The 21,159-nt window shown below is 69.3% G+C and carries 18 protein-coding genes; 17 read left to right on the forward strand and 1 reads right to left on the reverse strand.

The window, feature by feature from the left end; all coding sequences use genetic code 11:
• Nucleotides 1-176 precede the first annotated feature (176 nt).
• Nucleotides 177-629, forward strand: a complete 453-nt coding sequence (locus tag BLR41_RS12430; RefSeq protein ID WP_092628266.1) for a hypothetical protein — start codon at nucleotides 177-179, stop codon at nucleotides 627-629.
• Nucleotides 630-930: 301 nt separating this feature from the next.
• Here the strand turns inward: BLR41_RS12430 and BLR41_RS12435 are convergent, their stop codons facing one another.
• Complete coding sequence (locus BLR41_RS12435) at nucleotides 931-1,419, reverse strand: inorganic diphosphatase (protein WP_092628268.1); 489 nt, start codon at nucleotides 1,417-1,419, stop codon at nucleotides 931-933.
• A gap of 462 nt (nucleotides 1,420-1,881) precedes the next feature.
• Between BLR41_RS12435 and dacB the strand changes: the two genes are divergently transcribed.
• The 16 genes from dacB to BLR41_RS12515 all read left to right on the forward strand — a co-directional run bounded on the left by dacB (nucleotide 1,882) and on the right by BLR41_RS12515 (nucleotide 21,068).
• Nucleotides 1,882-4,722 carry a D-alanyl-D-alanine carboxypeptidase/D-alanyl-D-alanine endopeptidase gene (dacB, locus tag BLR41_RS12440; RefSeq protein ID WP_245694100.1) on the forward strand — a complete coding sequence of 947 codons (2,841 nt, stop codon included), beginning with the start codon at nucleotides 1,882-1,884 and terminating at the stop codon, nucleotides 4,720-4,722.
• Nucleotides 4,723-4,902: 180 nt separating this feature from the next.
• On the forward strand, nucleotides 4,903-6,087 hold the full coding sequence (locus tag BLR41_RS12445; RefSeq protein ID WP_092628269.1) for a zinc-dependent metalloprotease: 1,185 nt from the start codon (nucleotides 4,903-4,905) through the stop codon (nucleotides 6,085-6,087).
• A 105-nt stretch (nucleotides 6,088-6,192) separates the two neighbouring features.
• Nucleotides 6,193-7,194, forward strand: a complete 1,002-nt coding sequence (gene tilS, locus BLR41_RS12450) for a tRNA lysidine(34) synthetase TilS (RefSeq protein WP_092628270.1) — start codon at nucleotides 6,193-6,195, stop codon at nucleotides 7,192-7,194.
• A gap of 32 nt (nucleotides 7,195-7,226) precedes the next feature.
• Complete coding sequence (gene hpt / locus BLR41_RS12455; RefSeq protein WP_092628404.1) at nucleotides 7,227-7,784, forward strand: hypoxanthine phosphoribosyltransferase; 558 nt, start codon at nucleotides 7,227-7,229, stop codon at nucleotides 7,782-7,784.
• 369 nt (nucleotides 7,785-8,153) lie between these two features.
• A complete protein-coding gene (gene ftsH / locus BLR41_RS12460; RefSeq protein ID WP_092628271.1) occupies nucleotides 8,154-10,784 on the forward strand; it encodes an ATP-dependent zinc metalloprotease FtsH in 2,631 nt (876 codons plus the stop codon).
• Nucleotides 10,785-10,871: 87 nt separating this feature from the next.
• Nucleotides 10,872-11,495: a GTP cyclohydrolase I FolE gene (gene folE, locus BLR41_RS12465; RefSeq protein ID WP_342745373.1), complete on the forward strand. Its 624-nt coding sequence runs from the start codon at nucleotides 10,872-10,874 to the stop codon at nucleotides 11,493-11,495.
• Nucleotides 11,495-12,343 (forward strand): dihydropteroate synthase, encoded by an 849-nt coding sequence (folP, locus tag BLR41_RS12470; RefSeq protein WP_245694101.1) that lies wholly within the window; start codon nucleotides 11,495-11,497, stop codon nucleotides 12,341-12,343. Before folE ends, folP begins: the two co-directional genes overlap by 1 nt.
• Nucleotides 12,336-12,728, forward strand: coding sequence for a dihydroneopterin aldolase (folB, locus tag BLR41_RS12475; RefSeq protein WP_092628273.1), 393 nt, complete (start codon nucleotides 12,336-12,338; stop codon nucleotides 12,726-12,728). The genes folP and folB overlap by 8 nt, the downstream gene beginning before the upstream one ends.
• Complete coding sequence (folK, locus tag BLR41_RS12480; protein ID WP_092628274.1) at nucleotides 12,725-13,219, forward strand: 2-amino-4-hydroxy-6-hydroxymethyldihydropteridine diphosphokinase; 495 nt, start codon at nucleotides 12,725-12,727, stop codon at nucleotides 13,217-13,219. Before folB ends, folK begins: the two co-directional genes overlap by 4 nt.
• Before the next feature lie 171 nt (nucleotides 13,220-13,390).
• Nucleotides 13,391-13,852, forward strand: coding sequence for a DUF3180 domain-containing protein (locus BLR41_RS12485; RefSeq protein ID WP_092628275.1), 462 nt, complete (start codon nucleotides 13,391-13,393; stop codon nucleotides 13,850-13,852).
• 492 nt (nucleotides 13,853-14,344) lie between these two features.
• Nucleotides 14,345-16,075 carry a DUF6779 domain-containing protein gene (locus tag BLR41_RS22515; RefSeq protein WP_143013067.1) on the forward strand — a complete coding sequence of 577 codons (1,731 nt, stop codon included), beginning with the start codon at nucleotides 14,345-14,347 and terminating at the stop codon, nucleotides 16,073-16,075.
• Nucleotides 16,076-16,144: 69 nt separating this feature from the next.
• Nucleotides 16,145-17,368 carry a PrsW family intramembrane metalloprotease gene (locus BLR41_RS12495; RefSeq protein ID WP_092628278.1) on the forward strand — a complete coding sequence of 408 codons (1,224 nt, stop codon included), beginning with the start codon at nucleotides 16,145-16,147 and terminating at the stop codon, nucleotides 17,366-17,368.
• 347 nt (nucleotides 17,369-17,715) lie between these two features.
• Nucleotides 17,716-18,672, forward strand: a complete 957-nt coding sequence (locus tag BLR41_RS12500; protein WP_245694102.1) for a Rossmann-like and DUF2520 domain-containing protein — start codon at nucleotides 17,716-17,718, stop codon at nucleotides 18,670-18,672.
• Nucleotides 18,672-19,601, forward strand: a complete 930-nt coding sequence (panC, locus tag BLR41_RS12505) for a pantoate--beta-alanine ligase (RefSeq protein WP_092628280.1) — start codon at nucleotides 18,672-18,674, stop codon at nucleotides 19,599-19,601. Before BLR41_RS12500 ends, panC begins: the two co-directional genes overlap by 1 nt.
• 35 nt (nucleotides 19,602-19,636) lie before the next feature.
• Nucleotides 19,637-20,068, forward strand: coding sequence for an aspartate 1-decarboxylase (panD, locus tag BLR41_RS12510; protein WP_092628281.1), 432 nt, complete (start codon nucleotides 19,637-19,639; stop codon nucleotides 20,066-20,068).
• A gap of 172 nt (nucleotides 20,069-20,240) precedes the next feature.
• Nucleotides 20,241-21,068, forward strand: coding sequence for a type III pantothenate kinase (locus tag BLR41_RS12515; protein ID WP_092628282.1), 828 nt, complete (start codon nucleotides 20,241-20,243; stop codon nucleotides 21,066-21,068).
• Nucleotides 21,069-21,159: the final 91 nt, after the last annotated feature.

Genomic DNA, 21,159 nt, shown 5'->3' on the forward strand with positions numbered 1-21,159 from the left:
GAAAATCTATAGCTCGATCGTGTTAGTGCTCGTATTTTTCGAGGCTTTACGGCAATTTTCGTTACTCGCCGTGCGAGAAAACCGCTACTAGGGTTCGCTGAATCGTGTTGAGAGTGGTTTCCGTAGTCTTTGCCCGGCGTGGGGGACAGTTACCTGTGCAGAGAGGAACCAAGGCGATGAAACGCACTCTTACCACGGTGACCGCCCTGGTGGCGGGAAGTGTCGGTGCCATCGGCTTCGCGGGTACCGCCGCCGCGGATGCCCCGAAGCTGCCCGCCGAGCTGCCGGTGGACAACAACGTCGCCAAGACCACTTACCACACCGCCGCTACGCTGCATTCCGCGCAGCAGGCCATCGGCGATGTCGTGCCCTCCGAGGGGCTCCCGGCTGCGGCCCGCTCCGCCGAGGCCACCGACGGTGACCCGCTCGCGGAAGCCGTGCAGCACGGTCACATCTCCGGTGAACTGCTCAACGAGGAGCAGCTGAACGGTGCCCCGGGCGAGATGCTGCAGAACCCGTCCCAGCAGGCTCAGCAGGAACAGCAGTCCTCGACTCGTCCCGCGCCGAGTTCCAGCAGCAACCTCGCTGGGCTGCCCGTCGGCGACGTGATCAGCGGTATCGCCGGCTGAGCGGTGCTCCGTCGCCACGGCGACGACCCGACAGGGGCGACGACATGACAGGAAGGTCCCCGCCGAGCGATGGCGGGGACCTTCCTGCTGTCCCGCTCTCTCGGGGCGTTCCTTCGGCGCTTCCCGCGCCGGACGCCCACCGCTCGGCCCGGCCGCTCGTGGCTTCCACCGCGCCCCTCTCCCGGTGGGCTTTCCGGGGGTGCGGGTGATCGCCCGAGATCAAGGGGAGCCGCTCACGCCCGGGTGGCGAGTTCGCCGCCGCGGGGAGCATCCCGACGAGCCGAACGGAAAGTCCGAAGGCTCAGTGGCCCTCCTCCTTGGCCCGCTCGTACGACTTCTTGATCTCCGCCTCGGCCTCGTCCCGGCCGACCCAGGTGGCGCCCTCGACGCTCTTGGCCGGCTCCAGGTCCTTGTAGACCTCGAAGAAGTGCTGGATCTCCAGCCGGTGGAACTCCGGCACGTGATGGATGTCGCGCATGTGCTCCTGCCGCGGGTCGTCGGCGGGCACACAGATGATCTTGTCGTCGCCGCCCTTCTCGTCGCGCATCCGGAACATGCCGATGGCGCGAGCGCTGATCAGGCAACCGGGAAAGGTCGGCTCCTGGATGAGCACGAGCGCGTCCAGCGGATCCCCGTCCTCGCCGAGGGTCTCCTCGATGAACCCGTAGTCGGCCGGATACTGGGTGGCGGTGAACAGCGTCCGGTCGAGACGGATACGGCCCGTCTTGTGGTCCACTTCGTACTTGTTGCGCTCCCCTTTGGGGATCTCGATCGTGACGTCGAAGTCCACGCGTTCCTCATTCGTCCTAGTGATGTTTCGGACGGCGATGGTGCCGTTCCCGGCCGTTGCTCGGGGAGTCCCCCGATCGCCCGCCCTGGGGCGGACCATCCGGCGTGGAGTCGGCTCGGAATGGATCGTGTCCGAACCGTTACCACCACCGGTGGAGTGGTGACTACAGCCTAGGAACCGGCTTTGAAAACCGCTCGCGGGGTCGGAAAACTCCAGCTCGCAGCGGGTGCATGCTCCGGCCGGAGTCTCCGGCGCCGTGCTCGCCGCCCGGCCGGTCCGGCCTGACGGGCGCGCACGACGACAGTCGACTGCGGTTCTCGGTAAGCGTTCCGCACCGTTTCCGGTGTGGCCTCATCCGTCACTCCCACGGACGCAACTAGTGTGGGACAAGTCAGCCGTTCCAGCCGCACACAGTGTGCGAGATCGCATTCGCGAGCCGGTGAGAGTCGCTAGGAGGAGCACTTGCCCGAACCCCAGGAATCACGGGGTGGGACGGGCGGTCGTGACGACGCGGCATCGTCCGCCGAATCCACCGGCGACTTCCCGACGGAGTTCTCCGAGGGCTTTCCGGATGCCGACCCGGCCGACAGCGCCTCGGATCCGAGCGACTCGTTCGAATGGCCCGCGGAGGATCCCGAGCAGCACGCCACCCGGTCGCAGACCGCCCACCCCTCGGAAGCCCAGTCGCCGGAATCCCAGTCGCCGGAATCCCAGCCGCCGGAATCCCAGTCGTCGGGTACACAACCATCGGCTCCCCGAGCGGATGAACCCCAGCGGGAGTCCGATCGGCAATCGCCGGAATCCGGGGAGGAGCTCTCCGCCTCGGAAGCTCCGCACAGCTCCTCGGAACAGGACGGGACCTCGGAGGAGCAGGAGACCGCCCAAGAGGAGACCCCCCGGCAGGAGACCGCTCAGCGGGAAACCGTCCGGCAGGAGACTGCCGAGCAGCCCTCGGAGACCTCCGAATCGGAACCGGAGTGGCCGGAGCAGGATCCCGCCGCGGTCGAACGTACCCAGCGTTTCAGCGCGATCCGTCCCACGGATCAGGATTCGGACCAGCGGGGGCGGAATTCGGACCAGCGGGGGCAGGAGGTCGGAGGGAGCCCGAACTCGGCCCCGAGCCCCGGCCCGGCTCCCGCCGCCGATCCGCCCACCATTCGGATGCCGCGGATCCCCGCCGGGGAGCCCCAGTGGCCGCACGCCGAACCGGACCCGGCAGCACACCGCGAGCGGCTGGAGCAGCGAACCGAGCGGTTCACCACCCAGCAGCGGTCCCACCACCCCCCGGGGAACTCCTCCGATGGCAACCAGGGTCCTCCCCGAGACAACCAGGGCCCTCCCGCAGGTAGCCGGCATCCCGGTCCCGGCCGCCCGGCCGCGCCCGCCGATTTCGGCATGCCGGTCGGCTCGCAGACGGCTCCAGCCCAGCCTCCTCGACAGGATCCCGGCCATGCCCGGGGTCGAGCGGCGCCGGGTGAGCCGGGCGCGGCTCCGCATCACCCGCCGGGCGGGGAATTTCCCCGAGGCGGGGAGTACGACGAGGCCGGGACCGTCGAACAGGAGCTGCTGCCCCGGCGGCAGGAGCAGGTCGCTCGGGAGGCCGGTTCGCACCGGGGCGGGAACGCTCCTCCTCCCGCAGCCGGTTCCCGGTCTGCCGAGGCGGCCCAACCCGGTGACCCCGACGCCCCGGATCCCGTCGACTCACCCCTCCGGGGAGACGAGCAGACCCCGAGCGCCGGCACCGCCGCACTCCTCGATCACGCCGAGGAGCACCAGGCCCCCGAGGAGCATCAGGCCCCCGAGGAGCATCAGGCCCCCGACGAGCACCAGGCCCCCGACGAGCACGGGGACCACGAGGACCACTACGGCGAGCTTTCCGAATCCGGTGCGGCCGCTCCCGCTGCGTCCGGTACCCACCCGCCCCGCCGGCGCCGCAGGAGACTCGTGCTCGCCGTGGTGGCCCTGCTCGGCGTGATCGCACTCGCCGCCGTGCTGGTGTTCCGCGGTTCCGGTTGGTTCGGCGACATGCTGAACCCCCGTGCGAATCCACCCGCCCCGGTCTCGTTGCGGCCCGATGTCAGGGGGTTGAGCAACTCGGCGCCCCTGCCGACCGCCCAGGGCGTCGAAGCCAAGCTGGAAGAGATCGCCTCGGATCCCGTGCTCGGCGACTTCGGAGCCGTGGTCCGGGACGCCAGGTCCGGCAGGACCCTCTGGGAGCGGAACCCCGGCCAGGGCCTGGTTCCCGCCTCCACCGACAAGCTGCTCACCACGTCCGCGGCCTTGCTGGCGATCGATCACGATTTCCGGTTCCGCACGAAGGTCGTTCGCGGCAGCGAGTCCGGCAGCATAGTGCTCGTCGGTGGCGGCGATCCGACGTTGTCCGCACTGCCCGAGGGTGAGAATTCGGTCTACCCCGGCGCGGCCAGGCTGGACGAACTGGTGGAGCGGATCCGTGCCACCACCTCCGGAGACATCGAGTCGGTCAAGGTCGACGTCAGCCGTTACAGCGGGCCGGGATTGGCCTCCAGCTGGGATCCGGCGGATGTGTCCAGGGGATATGTCGCCCCGATTCAGCCGGTGATGCTCGACGGTGGGCGGCGGGATCCCGAGAACAGGGTCAGCCCACGTAGCGACGAGCCGGCGCTGGACGCGGCCCGTGAACTCGCTTCCAGACTGGGAGCTCCCACTAGCTCGGTCAGCAGGACCACCGTCGACTCGGAGGCTTCCACCCTCGCGGAGGTCGAGTCGCCGCCGTTGCGGGACCTGGTGCGCAAGACCCTGCGGGACTCGGACAACGTGCTGGCCGAGGCCCTGGCACGGCAGGTCGCGGTCACCACCGGCAACGAGCCCTCGTTCTCCGGCTCGGTCGAAGCGGTCCGCACCGTGCTGAGCGAGCACGGGTTCGAGCTGAGCGGTGTCGACATCGTCGACGGCAGCGGGCTCTCCGCCGCCAACGAGCTGCCCGCCCGAATCCTGGGCTCGATAATGCGCACCGCGAGCGCTCCCGTCGAGAGCCCGGCGGGTCCTTCCGCCAGGCTACGTCCGTTGCTGACTTCCGTGCCCGTGGCAGGCGGGACCGGCGGTCTGGCCGGGCGCTACGACGGTGACGCCTCCGAGGGCAGTGGATGGGTCCGTGCGAAGACCGGAACGCTCACCGGAACCAACGCGCTGGCGGGGACCGTCGTCACCCGGGACGGCAGGCTGCTGGCGTTCGCGTTCCTGTCCAACGGGCGGAACCCCGTCGCCGTACGTCCGGTGATCGACGAGCTCGCGGCCGCGTTGCGCACCTGCGGCTGCCGGTGAGCCGGCTCCCCCGGAGCCGCCCGCCGCGCGTGGGCCGGGGCCCGGTTCCGGTTCCCCGTTCGCCGGTGGCGCGGGAAGTCGGGACGGTGGGAATTCGGGACGGGGGAAGTCACGGCGGGGGCAGCCGGGGTGCGAGCCGGAGATTCGCCGTGTGATGCCCCTGCGGGTACCGTCGGAAACGTGACTGTTCGTGCGTCCGCGCTGTCAGCGCCGCTACGTCGGGATTCGGCCAGGCATGCCCGACCGAGTCAGCAACGCCGGGACGGGCACGTCTCCGGCCACGGCAGCGGCGATGTAGTCGACTGGAACACCGCTGTCGCCACCGCGAGCAGGCTGCTCGGGCCCGGTCCGGAGATCTCGCGTTCCGAAGCCGACCACGTCGTCGCCGAGCTCCGCGATTTCAGCGTCACCGCCGAGACACATGTTCGGGAGCTGACCGGTCTGGGCGCCGACCTTCCGGTGGCTCCCGGCGATGTGGTGGACCGGCCGGGTTGGTTACGGGGTGCCACTCGTGGCCTGGCCGAGTTGACCGGCACCGCGCTCGCGGACGCCGGGGGCGAGGACCGGGAGGAGGTCAACCCGGTGCTGGCCGCCGTCAACAGTCGTGGTGCCGGGATGCAGGCCGGTCTCGTGCTCGCCTACCTGGGCACCAAGGTTCTCGGGCAGTACGATCCGTTCGTTCCAGCCGAGTCCGGTTCGGGCGACCGTGGCAGGCTGCTGCTGGTCGCCCCCAACATCGTCGCCGCGCAGCGCGCGCTCGGCGTTCCCGAGGACGACTTCCGGATGTGGGTCTGTCTGCACGAGTCCACCCACCGGCTCCAGTTCAACGCCGTTCCCTGGTTGCGCGAGCACTTCTCCCGCAGTATCGGCGAACTGTTCACCGAGATGGAAGGGTCCACCGGTGAGCTGTTGGGCAGGTTGCCCGCGGCGGCTCGTGAGCTTCGCGCGGCGCGGACGGGTGGGAGCGACACCAGCCCCGGCATGCTCGGCGTGGTCGAGCTGCTGCAGAGTCCACGGCAGCGTGCGGCGCTGGACCGGATTCTGGCCATCTCCACGCTGCTGGAGGGGCACGCGGATCACGTCATGGACGCGGTGGGGCCTCGGGTGGTGCCCAGTGTGCACACCATCCGGGAGCGGTTCACCCAGCGCCGGGCGGGCGGAGGTCTGTTCGACCGGGTGCTGCGCAGCCTGCTCGGGGTGGACGCGAAGATCAAGCAGTACGCCAAGGGGGCCGAGTTCACCCGCAGGGTGGTGGATGCCGTGGGCATGACGGGGTTCAACGCGGTCTGGCAGGAACCGGAGAACCTGCCCACCCGCTCCGAGCTCTCGGACCCACCGGCCTGGCTGCGGCGGGTGCACGGCTGATCGGGCTCTCCTCCCGCGGGCGGCTTCCGTCGGGGTCGAGAACTCGACGGTCCCGCACCAGCACCGGTGGGCTCGCCCGCCGTCCGGTGGCGCGATAATCGGTCCGTGCCGCCAGCTCCCAGCGTCAGCGCCGTCCGGCTCGCCGTGCGACGGCTGCTCGACTCCGAACAGGCCGCTCGATACCGCGGTGTCCCGCTGGTGGTGGCCTGTTCCGGTGGGCCGGACTCGTTGGCCCTGGCCGCGGCCACCACCCATTTCGCGCGGCATCGGGACGTGCCGGTTCACGGTGTCGTCGTGGATCACGGGCTGCAGCCGGGTTCGGATCGGGTCGCCTCCGAGGCCGCGGATCAGCTCACTCGGCTCGGCTGCGCCGAGGTGGACATCGCGCGCGTCGAACCGGACGGGGTGGGTGGTACGGAGGCCGCGGCTCGACGTGTCCGCTACGAGGCGCTGCGGCTCCGGCGTCCCGAGGGGGCCCCGGTACTGCTCGGGCACACCCTCGACGACCAGGCGGAGACGGTGCTGCTGGGCCTGGGGCGTGGTTCCGGCGCGCGTTCGTTGGCCGGGATGCGCCCGCTGGACGGGCCGTGGGTGCGCCCCTTCCTGGGGGTGACACGTCGAACCACCGAACGGGCCTGCGAGGAGCTGGGGCTGCGGCCCTGGCGGGACCCGCACAACACGGATCCCGCCTTCACCCGGGTCCGGCTGCGTGCCGAGGTGCTGCCGTTGCTGGAGGAGGTGCTGCAGGGCGGGGTGGCCGAGGCGCTTTCCCGTACCGCCGTCCAACTGCGGGAGGACGCCGACGCGTTGGACGCGGTCGCCGCGGGGGTCCGGGAGCGGGTGGCCGACTCGTGGGGGCTCGACGCGCGTAGTCTTGCCGAGCACCCTCCCGCGCTCCGCAGACGGGTGCTGCGGGACTGGCTCTCCGGACAGGGCGTCCCTGAACTCAGCGACGCCCATCTGCGCGCCGCGGATGCCCTGGTAGGTGACTGGCGCGGGCAGGGTGGTCACGCTCTGCCAGGAAACTTTGCGCTGGTTCGTCGGCGTGGGACCCTTCTGGTGGAATGCGGGGGTCGCGGAACCGAGCAACGGTCGAGCGACGGGTGAACAACGACCCAATCGAGAGGGGAAGCCGGGCCGTGTACGACGGCGACATTGCCTCCGTGCTCATCACCGAGCAGCAGATCAACGACAAGGTCGGTGAGCTGGCCAAACAGATCGACGAGGACTACGGGGACCTCGCGGGGGGCGACTTGGTGCTTGTCGGTGTCCTCAAGGGCGCCGTCATGGTGATGACCGATCTCGCCCGCGCACTGCCCAGGCCCGCGCAGCTGGAGTTCATGGCGGTCAGTTCCTACGGCTCGTCCACCTCGTCCTCGGGCGTGGTACGCATCCTGAAGGATCTCGACCGGGACATCGCGGGCAAGCACGTGCTCGTGGTCGAGGACATCATCGACTCCGGGCTGACGCTGTCCTGGCTGCTGCGCAACCTCGCCGCCCGGGATCCGGCCTCGGTCGAGGTCTGCACGCTGCTGCGCAAACCCGATGCGGTACGGGTCGAGGTGCCGGTGCGCTACGTCGGATTCGACATTCCCAATGAGTTCGTCGTCGGCTACGGGCTGGACTTCGCCGAACGCTACCGTGATCTTCCGTACATCGGAAGTCTCGATCCGAAGGTTTACACCTCCGGAACGTGATCCGGTTTTTCGCTGGTGCCTTACCACGGGTACAACCGGGAGAGGACGGTGCGCCGCTCCCCGGTGTCCGCGAGTGACGGTGATCCGAGATCACGGTGATCGCTGGAATTGCGGGAGCTCACGGCGTACGGTCGACCATCGTCCGTGCGTTGTGTCACCGAGCGAGGGGGCCGCTGGAACTAATCCGGTGCATGGGCCGTTGGAACGCCAGGGGCGGGTACCCTGGGTTGCCGGTGAAACGACTCGCGCAGTTCGACGCTGCCGCGAGCGGTACGCTGGGCTGAACCGGGGGTGGACGTTGAATGGACGCCCGCCACCACCCGACGTGACAGTCAGGGAGGGTCGAGGCCGCTCGGCGGCCGCAAGTGAATGGACCGAAAGCGCCTGCTCCGCAACCCGCTGCTGTGGCTGTTGGCGGGGTTGCTGCTGATTTATGCCTTCAGTGTGCTCTTCGACGACACGCGTGGCTACACGGACGTGTCGACCTCGAAGGCGCTGCAGCAGATCTCGCAGGGCAACGTAGCCGAAGCCACGATCGAGGACAAAGAACAGCGGGTCAGGCTGACCCTGAACGATGGCGTCCAGGTTCAGGGCAGCAACCGGATCCTCGCCAAGTATCCGACCGGTTCCCAAGAGGACATCGTCAATCGGATCGAGCAGTCCGGCATCTCCAACTGGAACACCGAGGTGTCCCAGAGCTCCATCTGGAGCCAGTTGCTCATCTACCTCATCCCACTTGGCCTGCTGGTCCTGCTCGTGATGTGGATGATGAACAACGCCCAGGGCGGCGGCAGCAAGGTGCTGAACTTCGGCAAGTCCAAGGCCAAGCAGTTCACCAAGGACATGCCCAAGACCCTGTTCGGTGACGTCGCCGGTGCCAACGAGGCCGTCGAGGAACTGCACGAGATCAAGGACTTCCTGCAGCACCCGACCAGGTACCAGGCGCTGGGGGCGAAGATCCCGAAGGGCGTGCTGCTCTACGGGCCTCCCGGTACCGGTAAGACCCTGCTGGCCCGCGCCGTCGCGGGTGAGGCGGGCGTGCCGTTCTACTCGATCTCCGGCTCGGACTTCGTGGAGATGTTCGTCGGCGTCGGCGCCTCCCGGGTCCGTGACCTGTTCGAACAGGCCAAGCAGAACGCGCCCTGCATCGTCTTCGTCGACGAGATCGACGCGGTCGGCAGGCAGCGCGGTGCCGGTCTCGGCGGTGGCCACGACGAGCGGGAGCAGACGCTGAACCAGCTGCTCGTCGAGATGGACGGTTTCGACTCCAGGGGCGGGATCATCCTGATCGCGGCCACCAACCGTTCGGACATCCTGGACCCGGCGCTGCTGCGTCCCGGCCGGTTCGACCGGCAGATCCCCATCGCCCCGCCCGACCTGCGCGGCAGGCGCGCCATCCTGAACGTGCACACCCAGGGCAAGCCACTGGCCCAGGACGCCGATCTCGACGGGCTGGCCAAGCGCACCGTCGGCTTCTCCGGTGCCGATCTGGAGAACGTGGTCAACGAGGCCGCCCTGCTGACCGCACGGGAGAACGCGCAACTGATCACCGGTGCGGCCCTCGAGGAGTCCGTGGACCGGGTGATCGGTGGTCCGCGCCGGAAGAGCAAGATCATTTCCGAGCGGGACAAGAAGATCACCGCGTATCACGAGGGCGGTCACGCGCTGGCCGCCTGGGCGATGCCGGATCTGGAGCCGGTCTACAAGCTCACGATCCTGCCGCGAGGCAAGACCGGAGGGCACGCACTCGTCGTCCCCGAGGACGACAAGGACATGATGACCCGTTCGGAGATGATCGGTCGTCTGGTGTTCGCCCTCGGTGGGCGTTCCTCCGAGGAACTCGTCTTCCACGAGCCGACCACCGGTGCCTCCAGTGACATCGAGCAGGCCACCAAGATCGCGCGTGCCATGGTCACCGAGTACGGCATGACTGCCCGCCTGGGCGCCGTCAAGTACGGCAAGGAGGAGGGCGATCCCTTCCTCGGTCGTTCGGCGGGGCAGCAGCCGAACTACTCGCTGGAGGTGGCCCACGAGATCGACGAGGAAGTGCGCAAGCTGATCGAGGCGGCGCACACCGAGGCGTGGGAGATCCTCAACACCTACCGGGACGTGCTCGACAACCTGGTGCTCGAGGTGATCGAGAAGGAGACGCTGAACCGCACCGATCTGGAGCGCATCTTCGCCGATGTGGAGAAGCGCCCCCGGATCACCGCGTTCAACGACTTCGGTGGGCGCACCCCCTCGGACAAGCCGCCGATCAAGACTCCGGGCGAGCTCGCCATGGAACGGGGCGAACCCTGGCCGCCGCCGATCAACGAACAGCCCGCACCGGCGCCGATCGGAGCCGTCTCCGGCTCCAACGGGTACGGGCCGCAGCAGCCCGCGGGGCAGTACGCTCCCGAGGGCCAGCAGGGACAGCCCTACGGCTACCCGTCGCAGCCCGCACCGGGGCAGCAGCCCTACCCGCCGCAGGGTGCGCAGCCGCCGCAGGGTGCGCAGCCGCCGCAGGGTGCGCAGCCGCCGCAGGGTGCGCAGCCGCCGCAGGGTGGGCAGCAGCCGCAGGGTGGGCAGCAGCCACCGCAGGGACAAGCTCCGCAGGGTGGTCAGGTTCCGCAGGGAGTACCGCCCAACTACGGGGCCCCTCCCGGCTGGACCCCCGCCACCGCCCCCGGTGGACAGTCCGGCTACCAGCCGCAGCAGGGTCAGCCCCAGCAGGGCCAGCCCCGGTACAACGGTTCTCCCGCCTGGGAGCAGGGCGCCGCGCCGCAGGGCCAGGGCCCGGCGGAGCAACCCGGCGCTGCCGAGCAGTGGACCGAGCAGATCCAGCAGAATCAGGATCAGAACGGTCACCAGCCTCGCTCGGGTTCCGCCGACGCGGAGACGCCCGCTTCCGGCACGGAACAGCCGGACGCGGGCAACCAGCAGAACTCCGAACGGAATTCCGAGGGTGACCCGGATTCCGGCAACGAGAACGGGACCGGTCCCAACAGCGGCCGGTGACCGCGGACTGCAGTGGAACGAGGCACCCGGCTCGCTGAGCCGGGTGCCTCACCGCTGTGGAGGGGAAGACACGTGACAGGTCAGGGCGTGCCTATCGGGCCGGACGCTGAGTTCGGCTCCGATCCCGCCGAATTCGTCGAGGAGCATTTCGACAGGCCCCGCGCCGAAGCCGCCATCCGGGAACTGCTGCTGGCGGCGGGTGAGGATCCCGAACGCGACGGGCTGCGGGAGACCCCAGCACGGGTGGCCCGCGCCTACGAGGAGTTGTTCACCGGGCTCTACACCGACCCGGACGAAGTGCTGGACCGGACGTTCGACGAAGCCCACGAGGAGCTCGTGCTGGTCCGGGACATTCCGATGTACTCGCAGTGCGAGCACCACCTGCTTCCGTTCCACGGAATGGCCCACATCGGTTACATCCCCAACGAACAGGGGAGGGTCACCGGACTGTCCAAACTCGCGCGGCTCGTCGATCTGTATGCCAAGCGCCCGCAGGTCCAGGAACGGTTGACCTCGCAGATCGCCGACGCACTCATCCGCAAGTTGGAACCGCGGGGAGTGATCGTCGTGGTCGACGCGGAGCACCTCTGCATGGGGATGCGCGGTATCCGCAAGGCCGGCTCGACCACCACCACCTCCGCGGTGCGTGGCATATTCCGTTCCTCCTCGTCCTCCAGGGCCGAGGCGCTGTCGTTGATTCGGGAGAAGTGATGTCCGTTCAGCCGCCGGAACCTTCGCGCTGCCGCGTGATGGGAATCCTGAACGTGACCCCCGACTCGTTCTCCGACGGTGGTCGGTACCTGGATCACGCGGCCGCCGTGGCGCACGGGCTGCGGTTGCGGGAGCAGGGCGCCGACATCGTCGACGTGGGCGGGGAGTCCACCAGGCCGGGTTCGGAACGGGTCGACGCCGCCACCGAGAGCGAGCGGGTGCTTCCCGTCGTGCGGGAACTCGCCGAGGCCGGGGTCCCCGTCAGCGTGGACACCACACGTGCCGAGGTGGCCGCCGCGACCGCGCGAGCGGGCGCGGCGATGATCAACGACGTTTCCGGCGGTCTGGCCGATCCGGAGATGGCCGGTGCGATCGCCGACTCGGGGCTGCCCTGGATACTCATGCACTGGCGGGGCCACAGCAGGGACATGAACTCGCTCGCCGTCTACGAGGACGTGGTGGGTGAGGTCCGTGCGGAACTGTCCGGACGAGTCGAGGCTGCACTGGCCGCGGGTGTTCCGGAAGGCTCCATCCTGCTCGACCCGGGGCTGGGCTTCGCGAAGAAGGCCGAGCACGACTGGCTGCTGTTGCGACGGCTGGACACCTTCCTGGGAATGGGATTCCCGGTGCTGGTGGGAGCTTCCCGCAAGCGTTTCCTCGGCAGCGTGCTGTCCGACTCGGACGGAACTCCCCGTCCCGCCGCTGGTCGCGACGTGGCCACCGCGGCGATCTCCACCCTGGCCGCCGACCGTGGTGCCTGGGGAGTACGAGTGCACGACGTCAGCGGAACCACCGATGCGCTGAAGGTGGCCGCTGCCTGGCGCAACGGAGGTGAGATCCGTGGCTGACCGGGTAGGACTGACCGGCCTGCGGGTTTTCGGTTACCACGGTGTCTTCGACCGGGAGAAACGGGAAGGCCAGGAGTTCGTCGTCGACATCACCGTGTGGGTCGACCTCGGCGAGGCAGCCGACTCCGACGACGTCGAGCGCACGTTGCACTACGGGGTGCTCGCCGAACGCGCCGCGGCCGTGGTCGCCGGTCCCGCGCGGGACCTGATCGAGACCGTGGCGGCCGAGATCGCCGACGACATCATGAGCGACGGCAGGCCGCACGCCGCCGAGGTCACGATCCACAAACCCGACGCGCCCATCCCGGTGACCTTCGACGACGTGTCGGTAACCATCCGCCGTTCCAGCCGCGGCGGCAGAGGAGCGAAGGCCGCTTCGTCATGAGCAGGGCGGTGTTGTCCCTCGGTTCCAACCTCGGGGACAGACTGGAGCACCTCCGGCTGGCCGCGCGAGGACTGAGCGAGGTGCTGCTCGCGAGCTCCTCGGTCTACGAGACCGCTCCGTGGGGAGTCACGGACCAGCCCGACTTCCTCAACGCCGTCCTGCTGGTCGAGTCCGCCGCGGACGACGAGTGGGACTGGCTGCGCCGGGCGCAGCGCCTGGAACAAGAGGCCGAACGTCGCAGGGAGCGCCGTTGGGGGCCCCGTACCCTGGATGTCGACGTGGTCACCGTGGACGAGGTGTACAGCCGGGAGCCCGAGCTGTTGCTGCCGCACCCCGGAACTCCCGAGCGAGCGACGGTGCTGATTCCGTGGTTGGAGATCGAACCGGAAGCCACGCTTCCCGGCCACGGAGCGGTGTCCGAGCTGTTGGCCGCACTGCCGGAGGCGGAAACCGCGGGTGTTCGGCTACGCCCCGACCTGGCGTTGCGCTAGGAGCCTGCCCGAGAAGTGATCCAGGCCCCGTCTTCGGTTTCTCGTGCTCGGAGTACGGGTGGTTGTCGGGGCGCGAGGAAGACCCCGGACGAACGGGAAAGCCCCGGACGGGAGAGCACTGCGTGGCGCCGTACGTTGACGGAGCCGCCTCGCGATACGGACGGAGGACGGATGAGCTACACCAGGCCCCGCGAGCTCCTCGGCGCGGCGCTGCTCGCCGCGGTGCTGCTCTACGGTGTCGTGCAGCTCTCGTACGGATCGCTGCCGCCGTTGCCGGTGGCAGCCGGGGGCGTACTGCTGGTGGTGGCCATCGTGGACGCCGTACTGGCGATCGTGCTGCGTCCCAGGGCCAAGCACCGGAGCGGCTCCGAACCACTCGATCCGATGATGGCGACCCGGATCGTCGCACTGGCGAAAGCGTCCTCGCTGGCGGGCGCACTCATGGCGGGTGCGTGGGCGTCGATGCTGTTGTACCTGCTGGGCGAGGTGCGAGTGTTCGGCTCGGACACCATCGCCTCGGTGGTCGGGCTCCTCAGCGCCGCCGCGCTGATCGGCGGTGGGCTGTGGCTGGAGTGGGCCATGCGCAATCCCGATGAGCCGCAGGAGGACGACGACGATGAGGCTGAACGGTAACCTCGGAAGTTTTGCCGGTGTGGCCCTGTGGCGGAACCTCTGGCACGGCTCTCGCTGCGGGTGCCCCGACCTCGGGTAGCGACCTACACAACGTCGGGGCCGTCCTCGCGAGAGCCGCACCGGAGAACCCGCGGCGGTGCCGATTGCGGAGGCGGTGGGAGTCCGGCTTGAGCGCCCCGCCCGCCCGGCGATTTCGCGAGAAATCGACACCGCAGGGAGCCGCACTGCCTACTGGCGCGGCGATTTCGTGGGAAATTGACGCCGACCGGAGGGGTCCGGCTAGTGCCGTTTCCGGCGGATGAATACGTTCGGTGTGTAGTTCGTAGCGCGAAACGGTGACTTCGGGCGTTATGGACAATCCGTGCGGTTTCGCTGTGTGATCGCTCCGATTTCGGAGCGTCCCACCGGATTTCGAAGCGATAAACTCCGGGTACGGTTGGCCGCATGGCTGACCCGAGCGATTCCGAGTCTCGATCGCGAGGAGATCGAGCGGTGCTGCTGTGGCTCGGTACATCGGGTCTGGCCCTGGCCGCGACGGTCGTGCTGATCGTCGGCGACGACGTCCGGATGCTGCGGCTGGGAATCCTCGCCGCGCTGTGGGCGGCGCTGTTGTCGAGTCTGTGGGCAGGCCGGATACGTACCCGGTCGATGGAGCAGGACGAGCTGTTGGCCGAGCGACAGCGCTGCTACGAACTGGAACTCGAACGCGAGATCGACGCTCGCGAGGAGTACGAGACCGAAGCCGACAACGAGGCGCTGCGTCGGGTTCGGGAGGAGACCGATAACGAGGTCGCCGAGCTGCGTTCGGAGCTGTACGAGCTGCGTCGGCTGTTGAATCGTTCGCCTTCCGGTGGGGCCCACTCCTCGGCCGCGATGTCCGCTTCGGACTCCGCTCACCGGGATGGGGCCGGTTCCGTCGAGCACACGCACGGACCTCCCGAGTCCCGACCGCGGCCTCCCGAGCAGCCGAATTCCGAAGCCGCCGAAGCGCCTCGCCCGGCTGCTCCGGCGCCCGCCGCGCCGGGTGCACCCCCCTCCGGGGGGACCACACGGGCCGATGTTCCCGGTAGGGGAAGTGCTTCCGGAGCAGCGGCCCCTCCGGTTCATCCCGGAGGGGCGGATCCCGCTGCTCCCGCGGGGAGTGGTGCTTCATCGGCTACCGCGGAGCAGGCGGAGGGCGGGGCCTCCGCGAGTGGCGGCGTCCCGCCCCGGCGTCCGCCCGGGCGTCCCGGTGGACGTCCTCGAAGCGATGGTCCGTCCGCTTCGGGGCCGAAACCTCCTGCTGCTCCCGCCCCCGAACGCTCCGTCGAACCCGGTCGGCAACAGGCTTCTCCCGGCGCGCGGGAGCCCGGTTCGCCCGGCCCCGGTGCCGAGGTCGGTGCCGCCCCGCTGGCGTTTTCGGGTGAGGGGGAAGCGGTACAGCGGGAAGCCGCATCCCGCGGGGCCACCTCCCAGGCAGCGGCTCCTCCGACAGCCGCCCCATCCCCAGCCGCTCCACCCGCAGCCGCCCCACCCCCAGCCGCAGCCCGGGGAAGTGCGTCGAGCGGAGTCACTTCGCACGCGGCAGCGAGTGGTCCGGCCGGGCGCCCCGCCGCCCAGGGCGTGCCCGGCTCGGAGCCGACCCCCGATCAGGTCGGTGCGCAACCACCGCAGGCATCACCTCCCCCGACCGCCGATGCGCAACCACCCCCACCGGCCCCGGCCAAGCAGGACGCCCCGGCCCGTACCCCGGGACGAAGAACCGGCCCCGCCCGGCCACCGGGACGTCCTCGGGCGCGTGGCTCCGGTGGCGCCCCGGCCGGTGAGGAGGGGCCCGGCACGCGCCCGCCCGGTAGCGCGATGGGAGGGGCGCCGGGTGGACACGGCCCGCCCAGCGGGCCGCCGAACGACGCCGGGCCGGTTGAACGCCCGCAACAGACACCGCCCGCCGCCGTGCCTCCCGGGCCGGCGACACGAGCGTCCCGCCAGGGCGCCGCGGCGGGCGGTACGAATCGATCCGAGGACGGATCCGCACGATCGAGTGAGACATCGGGTCCCCCCGCCGGAGTGACACCTCCCACCGGGGAGCCGCACCCCCCTGCCGAGACGGCAACCTCCTCGGCGCAGCAGCCCCCTCCAGTGGGGGCTTCCGGCGCTCATACGCAGGGAACATCCGTCAACGATCTGCTGGCCGCCTACGGCAATTCCGGTGAGACGCGCAGACGTCGCCGCCGCGACGAGTGAGATCGCGGGCTGATTTCGGTATCGGCTGGTGCTGTCGGCCGGTGGCAGGCGGGCTTTATCGTTTCTGACGTGTCCAATCCTGATCTGTCGGGCGCCCGCAGGAACCAGACCTACAAGCACAGCGTCGTGGGCTGGCCCATCGCGGGTCTGATCCTGCTCGGTATGTGCGGCTTGACGATGCTCGGCATCGCGACCACGCGTGTGGGCTACCTCGCGGCCGTGGTGGGTGCGCTGGTCGCCCTGCTGCCGGTCGGCGTGGTGTTCGCCGCGATCGTGTGGATCGACCGTTGGGAGCCCGAGCCGCCGATGTTGCTGCTCGGCGCGTTCCTTTGGGGCGCCGGTGGTGCCACGGCATGTGCCTTCCTGCTCAACGACGCCATGACCGGTTTCGGCGAGATCCTGTTCAACGGCACCCTGCAGCAGCATTTCGCCCTGGTGGTCACCGCGCCGTTGGTCGAGGAGGCCGCGAAGTCGCTTTTCGTGGTCGCACTGTGGTTCCGCCGCCGCTCCGAGTTCAACGGCATGGTCGACGGCATCGTCTACGCGTCGTTGACCGCGGCCGGATTCGCCTTCATCGAGAACATCTTCTACTTCGGCAAGGCGTTCGCGCAGGCGGGACTGGGGGACATGAGTGGAGGAGTCGTGGCCGTGTTCGTGCTGCGCGGTGTGCTGGCCCCGTTCTCCCATCCGCTGTTCACCGCGATGGTCGGGATCGGAATAGGCCTCGCCACGCGTGCCCGCGGACCGAGAACGCGGGGACTGTGGCCGGTCCTGGGGTTCCTGGCCGCGGTGTTGCTGCACGCCTTCTGGAACGCGTCAACCACCCTGGGCGGGGTGCGTTTCCTGGACATCTACTTCGTGATCATGGTGCCCATCTTCCTGGGAACCGGTTGGCTGGTGGTCTGGCACCGCAAACGCGAACAGCGCATCGTGGCCGCGCAGCTGCCCGCGTTGCAACGGGCTGGGCTGATCGTGTCCAGCGAACTCGAAAAACTGGCCAGTCTCTCCGCGCGACGCGACTGGAAGCGCAGGGTGCGGCGGAACTCGGGGCAGGAAGCGGCCCGGTCCGTCCGCGACTACCAGATCGCGGTCACCGAGCTGGCCTTTCTGCAGCATCGGGCGAGCAGCGGAAACACCACGAGCATGGTGCGCAGACAACGCCGTGAGAAGCTGATCGAGGACCTGAAGACGGCTCGTCGTTCCGCCAGCGGCTCCCAGGAGGCGATCTACACCGAGCGGATCAGGATGGACGAACTGACCAGCATGAACGTCAAGCGTCCCAAGAAGCGCTGATTCGGGACTTCCCCTCGCGGGTTCCGCACGCCTCGGCGCCGATCGGCTCGGGCGCTCGGTCCGTGAAGAGCCGCGGGCCCGGACTCGTGAGCCGGCCGGGGGCGGGGCGGCCGCCCGTGTTCCGGTTGCCGGTCGGCCGGACTCGGTGGTTCGTGCGAGCGCCGGTTTCGCTGCCGGTTCCACTCCGGACCCGAAGATTGTGGTACTCGCCACTTCGGGCGAGTCCGCACGGTTGCGGATGCGTGGCTCTCGCCACCATGGGATCCCACCGGAAGTGTTTTCCGGTTACTCTCACGACGCTGTCCGGTACCCGGTACGGGACTGGAACGGTAGGAGGATTGGTCGACGTGTCCACTGACAGGCACGGTGTCCGTGGCCCGGGAGCGGACCCGGACTCCCCGCGCTCGGCCGCTGAAACGCGTCCGCGCCCCCGCCTTCGGGTCGGTGTGATCTCCGCGGGACGGGTCGGGAGTGTGCTGGGAGCAGCGCTGCATCGAGCGGGCCACGAGGTCGGGGCGGTGGCCGCCGTGTCCGACGCGGCGTTGAACCGCGTGTCGTCGCTGCTGCCCGAGGCCCCGGTTCGCCCACCCGACGAGGTCGCACGACAGGCGGATCTGGTGCTGCTGGCCGTGCCCGACGACGCGCTCGGTGGGCTGGTGCGCGGTCTGGTGCGCGCGGAGGCACTGCGTTCCGGCCAGATCGTGGTGCACACTTCCGGGGCACACGGTGTGGCGGTACTCGAACCCGCCGTGAGCGCCGGTGCGCTGCCGGTGGCGCTGCATCCGGCGATGACTTTCACCGGAAGGCCGGAGGACCTGGAACGGTTGGCCGCGGCCACCGTGGCCGTGACGGCTCGGCAGGACGACGCGGCGGGCTTCAGCGTCGGTGCGGCGCTGGCCGTGGAGCTCGGAGCCGAGCCGGTGCGGATCGCCGAGGAGTCCCGAAAGCTTTACCACGCGGCGCTGACGCACGGATCCAACCATCTGATCACCCTCGTCAACGAGAGCGCGCAGCTGCTGCGCGCGTCCGGTGTCGAGTCCCCGGACCGGGTGCTCGCCCCGATCCTGTCGGCCGCGTTGGACAACTCGCTGCGGTACGGGGACCGGGCCATCACCGGGCCGGTCTCGCGGGGTGACGCGGGAACCGTGCGGGACCACCTCGATGTGTTGGGCGAATCCGCGCCGGACGTGCTGTCCGGCTACGTACAGCTCGCGAAACGGACCGCGGAGCGTGCGGTGAGCTCGGGAATGCTGCGTGCCGACGACGCCGTTGGCGTCAACGAAGTACTCGACGGGGGGCGCTGATGAGCATTACGGACGAGCGGGGCGGTTCGGCGAGCGTCGGCGCCGGACCGGGGTTCACCCCCGACGAGGTCACCGTGCACCGACTTCCCGCGGAACTGGGCAAGGTGACACGTGCGCTGCGCCGCACCGGTCGCAAGATCGTGCTGGTGCCCACCATGGGGGCGTTGCACGAGGGGCACCTGGAGCTGATTCGCGCCGCTCGTCGCGTCCCGAACAGCGTTACCGTGGTCTCGATCTTCGTGAATCCGCTCCAGTTCGGTCCCGGGGAGGACTTCGACAGCTATCCGCGCACCTTCGACGAGGATCTGCGGGTCTGCGGACGGGAGGGTGCCGAGCTGGTGTTCGCGCCGAGCAGCCGGGATCTCTACGGCGACGATCCCCGGACGACGATCGAGGCGGGAGAGCTCGGGCGCGAACTCGAGGGCGCCAGCAGGCCGGGCCACTTCAGCGGCGTGCTCACCGTCGTCGCGAAGCTGTTCAACATCGTGGCCCCGGATCTGGCTCTGTTCGGTGAGAAGGACTACCAGCAGCTGGTGTTGCTGCGCCGAATGGCCCGCGACCTGAACTTCCCGACCGATGTACAGGGCATTCCGATCGTGCGCGAGCACGACGGGCTGGCGCTGTCCTCCCGCAATCGTTATCTCGGTGAGCGCGAGCGCGCCGCCGCGTTGACGTTGTCGGCGGCGCTGGCGGCCGGGGTCCACGCCGGTTCGCGCGGTCCGGAAGCCGTGCTCTCGGCCGCGCGCGAGGTGCTGGACACCGAACCGGTGGTCGAACTCGACTACCTGCGGTTGTGCGACCCCGAGCTGGGGCCAGCGCCGCACGAGGGAGAGGCGCGCCTGCTGGTCGCCGCGAAGGTGGGCGGCACCCGACTGTTGGACAACGCGTTGGTGGAACTCGGACCGTCCGACGCGGCATCGGAGCGGTAGTCCGTACCCGGTAGCTCGAAGCCTAAGGAGCAGGCATGTTCCGGACCATGCTCAAATCCAAGATCCACCGTGCCACGGTCACCCAGGCCGATCTGCACTACGTGGGTTCGGTGACCATAGACGCCGCCCTGATGGAGGCCGCCGACCTGTTGGACGGTGAGCAGGTCACGATCGTGGACGTGACCAACGGAGCCCGGCTGGAGACCTACGCCATCACCGGTGAGCGAGGTTCCGGGGTGCTCGGTATCAACGGTGCCGCCGCCCATCTGGTCCATCCGGGCGACGTGGTGATCCTGATCGCCTACGGCGTCATGGACGAGGCCGAGGCCAGGTCGTTCCGCCCGAGCGTGCTCTTCGTCGACGCGGAGAACCGGGTGGTCGAGCGTGGTGGCGATCCGGGGCACGCCCCCGAGAGGTCGGGGCTGGCCACTTCCGCGTTGGGAATCGCGAGTGTGCCGCCCGACTGAGGGGGAGGGCTTCCCCTCGCGGTGTGGAGCCGGTAGCCGCGCCGGGCCCGTCCCGCTCGGCCCGGTCGCGGGCCGGGGCGGGTGAGACCCCTCGTCCGGCTCGTTTCCGGTGGGTGCTCCGCGTGAGGCACCCATCGCTGTGCCAGCGTTTTTACAGGAAGGGAACTCCACGGTGCTGCTCGCTATCGACGTCGGCAACACCAACATCGTGTTGGGACTCTACGAGGACGATCCCGATGGTCCAGAGCAGCGATCCGGTTCCGGCCGGAAGCCGAAGGCACAGGCTCGGCTGGTGCGGGACTGGCGGATGCGGACCGAGCCCAGGATGACCGCCGACGAGCTCGCGTTCACCATGCGTGGTCTGCTGGGTGACTACGTCGACAAGATCACCGGTATCTCGGCCCTGTCCACCGTTCCCACGCTGCTGCGCGAGCTGCGGGTCATGCTCGGTCGCAACTGGAGCGACGTTCCGAGGGTCGTCGTGGAGCCGGGGGTCCGAACGGGTGTCCCCCTGCTGGTTGATAATCCCAAGGAGGTCGGTGCGGACCGAGTGATCAACACGTTGGCCGCGCACCATCTGTACTCCACGAACTGCGTCGTGGTCGATTTCGGTACCTCGACGAACATCGACGCCATCTCGGCCAAGGGCGAGTTCCTGGGGGGAGCGTTCGCCCCGGGGGTGGAGATCTCGCTCGACGCGTTGGCCTCGCGGGCCGCCCAGCTGCGCAAGGTCGAGCTGGCCAGGCCGCGTTCGGTGATCGGAAAGAACACGGTCGAGTGCCTGCAGTCCGGACTGCTCTACGGTTTCGCCGGGCAGGTGGACGGTCTGGTGCACAGCATCGTCTCCGAGCTGGAGGAAACCCACGGCGGTCCCACGACGGTGCTGGCGACCGGTGGCTTGGCCCCACTGGTGATCAGCGAGTCCCGGACCATCTCGCACCACGTTCCCGAGCTCACCCTGCTCGGGTTGCGGCTGGTCTTCGACCGGAACCTGGAGTGACCGAACCGGGCGAGCAGTGATTCGTGCCGCCACCCGGTCGAGGGACTTCCATCCCGCTCGAGGGAGCTCCCCGCCGGTCGAGGGACATCGG

It is taken from the genome of Actinopolyspora mzabensis (assembly GCF_900101095.1).
Lineage (GTDB): Bacteria > Actinomycetota > Actinomycetes > Mycobacteriales > Pseudonocardiaceae > Actinopolyspora > Actinopolyspora mzabensis.